5 protein-coding genes and 1 pseudogene are annotated in these 3709 nt (G+C 52.0%); 4 read left to right on the forward strand and 2 right to left on the reverse strand.

What is annotated here, in order from left to right; translation table 11 throughout:
- The coding region (locus H6F86_RS10425) for a GlsB/YeaQ/YmgE family stress response membrane protein (protein ID WP_190448542.1) at positions 1 to 240 on the forward strand (240 nt) is incomplete at its 5' end.
- A 354-nt stretch (positions 241 to 594) separates the two neighbouring features.
- On the opposite strand, the gene H6F86_RS10430 is transcribed toward H6F86_RS10425, so the two are convergent.
- Both H6F86_RS10430 and H6F86_RS10435 read right to left on the reverse strand, forming a co-directional pair.
- Positions 595 to 1056, reverse strand: a complete 462-nt coding sequence (locus H6F86_RS10430) for a hypothetical protein (RefSeq protein ID WP_190448543.1) — start codon at positions 1054 to 1056, stop codon at positions 595 to 597.
- 158 nt (positions 1057 to 1214) lie between these two features.
- The gene (locus H6F86_RS10435) at positions 1215 to 1397 is read right to left on the reverse strand and encodes a hypothetical protein (RefSeq protein ID WP_190448544.1); all 183 of its coding nucleotides are present in this window, start codon (positions 1395 to 1397) and stop codon (positions 1215 to 1217) included.
- Positions 1398 to 1880: 483 nt separating this feature from the next.
- On the opposite strand from H6F86_RS10435, the pseudogene H6F86_RS10440 reads away from it, so the two are divergent.
- The 3 genes and pseudogenes from H6F86_RS10440 to H6F86_RS10450 all read left to right on the forward strand — a co-directional run bounded on the left by H6F86_RS10440 (position 1881) and on the right by H6F86_RS10450 (position 3437).
- Positions 1881 to 2941: pseudogene (locus H6F86_RS10440) on the forward strand (PDDEXK nuclease domain-containing protein).
- A gap of 109 nt (positions 2942 to 3050) precedes the next feature.
- Positions 3051 to 3248: a hypothetical protein gene (locus tag H6F86_RS10445; protein WP_190448545.1), complete on the forward strand. Its 198-nt coding sequence runs from the start codon at positions 3051 to 3053 to the stop codon at positions 3246 to 3248.
- Between the two features lie 15 nt (positions 3249 to 3263).
- The gene (locus H6F86_RS10450; protein ID WP_190448546.1) at positions 3264 to 3437 is read left to right on the forward strand and encodes a hypothetical protein; all 174 of its coding nucleotides are present in this window, start codon (positions 3264 to 3266) and stop codon (positions 3435 to 3437) included.
- The last annotated feature ends 272 nt before the right edge of the window (positions 3438 to 3709 follow it).

Raw genomic sequence — 3709 nt, forward strand, 5'->3', positions numbered from 1 at the left:
GCGGGCGCGATTGCCAAAGCGCTGTTTCCTGGGCACCAAGGTGGTGGCATCCTGGGCACCATGATTCTGGGTATTGTCGGTGCTTTTGTCGGTGGTAGCCTCTTCAGCTTTTTGACCACAGGTACGCTGGCATTGACCTCAGCCGGGCTGAGCTTGGGCGGCATCTTGGTTGCTGTGCTGGGCGCGATTGTTGCGCTGTTCATCTACTACGCTGTGACTCGTCGGAGTGCTTCTTACTAACTAAGCGTTGAAGTAAGCGACTAGCTTTAAATAATGATGAAGCCCCTGCACATACAGGGGCTTTTGCATGGCTACAGGTTTGAGGTCAGGAAGACTGACTCTCACGGCGGTTGAGCACATGAGGGTCAGCGGTTATTGAATATCTTGCTTGGACTCAGGAGTCCACTTCCCGAGCTTAGTGCGAGTCAAGGACGCTTGCGTCTTTCGTTAGTCGAGTCCAGTCAGAAAATGGGCATTCCTTACGGTAGAAAACGTTGCTGTGGGCGTTCTACCCCTTGAGGGAGCTTTGTGCTGACCGCTATTGACGCTTCATCACGCAACTCCACTGCTGCATTGCTTTAGCGCTAGCGCTGCTTAAGCCAGGTTGAGGTGAATATGCACGTACGCCTGAAATGCCTTCAGCCCGTCGTCCCCTTGCCAGCGTGCTTTGAAAGTTGGCAGGTCCGTCAGGTACATAGCGTTTCCACCTTCATAGTTCAGCACAGCGGCGTAGCGAAAGACCTTACTAGCTCTAAAGAAAGTGCCTGGGTTAGCCCAGTCACCAATGTCCCAAAGTGTTTCTACAATTCGGTAAAGATTGAAGTCACCACACCACGCATCGTTTTCTGACTTGTAATCTAGGACTCTGACTAAATGAGTGACGTAGCCACGTTGTCGCAGTAGCAGCAGGTCTTCTCTTGCTGGTTTGTCGGCATTGCCTTGATTGTCTCGCCACGCCAACTTGAACAAGTGACTTTTGCCAAACGGTTGGTACGCCCAGGGTTCATTGTTCTGCGGCACAATGTTCTTCGTCCACTTCAGGTTTTGTAAATCCACACTAACGCTCCCTGTGCTTAAAAATAGGTTGTCTGACTGAGCCAACTGATCAGGTTTTTTAGGGTCGCAATCACTGCCTCAATCAAAGCCGATCAGAACCCGCACCGTCCAGTATCGCGGTGGCGACAGCACTATGAAGACCGAAACAACTATTAGCCTTAACGCCCTCCTCGCCCAAACAACTGCGTTCTCAGGCTTTGTACTGTTGCCTGCCACTGTGCTTGCTCTAAACGAAAGGTGCTGTTGTGTGGGTCTCTCTGACACTTCACGCCCGCTAAGTGTAAAGCTGCTTCTGCCTGTGCTAGGGCTGCTAATTGTTGCTGCTTGGTCGGTTGGGGCATAGTAAGTCACCTTCTGTCTGCTCCAAAGCTATGCAGTCTAACTGATTCATACGACAACTGTGCGGAGTGGTGTCCCCCCACACCCAGGTCGCAGTACGGTAAAGCCACGCTGCGCTACTGCTGTTTGGGCTAGAAAGCATGGGTGGGAGAAGCCTTGTCTGCTCAAGTGGGATGCAATAATACTGGCTGAACGGAGAGGTTTTCCATTAATCGGTGGAAGGGTAGCAAACGTGGTGCACATTGTCGCAAACCAATGAAACAGAGGCTTTGGAAACCCTGAAAAAGCTGTGTGCAGGTCGTTACAGTCTGTTGTGACGGTTCAGGAAGCGCCGCTAACTAGGGGGGCGATCGCCAAAAGCATCTGACGTGCAAGAGCTTCGGCGGCTTTGCTGGTGCAGTCGTCACTTGTATAAAGCACCTCAGAAACGACGGTAAAAGGTCAATGAGAACTTATGATCTAGCAACGTCTCAAGAGTTTGAGTCATGGCGAAGGAGTTATCCAACATCGGCGGCGATTATGATGTCTTGCTGCGAGCGCTAAAGGAGCGGATTCGCATAGCCCAGGTACGTGCAGTGCTGGCAGTGAACCGCGAACTGGTGCTGCTCTACTGGCAAATCGGACGGGAGATTTTGACCCGGCAGCAGCAGCAAGGTTGGGGCTCGAAGGTCATTGATAAACTGGCAAAGGACTTGCAAAAAGAATTCCCGGAGATGAAGGGCTTTTCACCCCGCAACCTCAAGTACATGCGAGCCTTAGCCGAAACCTATCCAGAGGAGACAATTGTGCAAGCACCCCTTGCACAAATTACTTGGTATCACAACATTGCCTTGATGGAGAAGCTGAAGTCTCAGACTGAGCGTCTTTGGTATGCCCAGAAGACCGTTGAAAATGGCTGGAGCCGCAATATTCTGGTCTATCAAATTGAAAGTCAACTCTATCAGCGCCTGGGGGGAGCGGTCACTAACTTTAATCGCGCCCTACCCCAACCGCAATCGGACTTAGCGCACCAGATGCTTAAAGATCCCTATTGCTTCGATTTTCTCAGCTTAGGAGAAGCTGCCCAAGAGCGGGATTTGGAAAATGCGTTGGTCAACCACATTCGAGAGTTCTTACTAGAGTTGGGAGTAGGGTTTGCCTTTGTGGGCAGTCAGTATCGCCTGGAGGTGGGGGCGAAGACTTTTACATCGACCTCTTGTTCTACCATCTGCGGCTGCGCTGCTATGTGGTGATTGACCTGAAGATGACTGAGTTCAAACCGGAGTCTTCTGGCAAGATGAACTTTTACGTGTCGGCAGTGGATGATCTGCTGCGCCACCCGGATGACCAGCCGACGATCGGCATCATCCTTTGCAAGTCGAAGAACAAAGCCGTGGCAGAGTATGCCCTGAGAGATGTGAATAAGCCGATCGGCGTTTCCACCCATCAATTGACAGGTGGGTTGCCCAAGCGGCTGGAGACGAGTTTGCCAACAATCGAGCAACTGGAGATGGAGTTAAATACGGTACTGCTGGTGGTCGAGCAGGCGGAAGAGGCGACGGAATGACAGGAAGACGGCTCGTGGTTCCGGTTGCTGCTGATGGCGATGACTCGTCTCCCTAAGCTTCACCTTGCGCTAATCTGGATAGGATGAATCGGCATCGGCAAGACGCAAGATGAGTGACTTTGAACGGCTAGACAATGCCTGGGAGCAAGCAGAGCAGTCGCGCCATGCGGCACTGTTGCGGCAATTGAAAGCAGAGGTGCGGGAGTTTCGGCGACAAGCACACGGCTCTAGTGTGCCATCGTCACCAGTGCCCAAAGAGCAACCGTCTCAACCAGATCCTGGTTTGGTCAAGCGAACACGCTCCTAACACCTCTGGCTGGCTTTGGCTTCGTCTACTCAGCCTCACTGCGATCGTCGCTACGCCATCACTCAAACTTGCTCAGGCTTCTGCCCCACTTGCACCTTCGTGTCTGCGGCTCGGGTCAACGCCGATCCTGGTAAGCGTTTTATGGCTGGTGCGCTGCCAGGACAATGCGATCGCTCTTTTACTTATTAGTCATCATTCGGCTTACATCTGGGAACTATAGGCTCAATCCATCCACAGCGTATGCCAAACGGCAGTTGAGCTTGTGTTTCTATTAATCATCACCCTAATCTCTTTTTTAGCAGGTGTTTACATAGGCCGAATCTCGGCTCAGCGTGGTTTCACTGCGGCCAACGCCCTACAGCATCACCAGAAACAGGTATATGTAATTAGCCTACTAGCACTAGGCATAGGGACTCTGCTGAGCATTGTGTTAGTAGCAGGACGTAGCAGCCCTTGGGTGC

Source organism: Phormidium sp. FACHB-592 (genome assembly GCF_014695795.1).
In the GTDB taxonomy this organism is placed as follows: domain Bacteria; phylum Cyanobacteriota; class Cyanobacteriia; order Leptolyngbyales; family Leptolyngbyaceae; genus Stenomitos.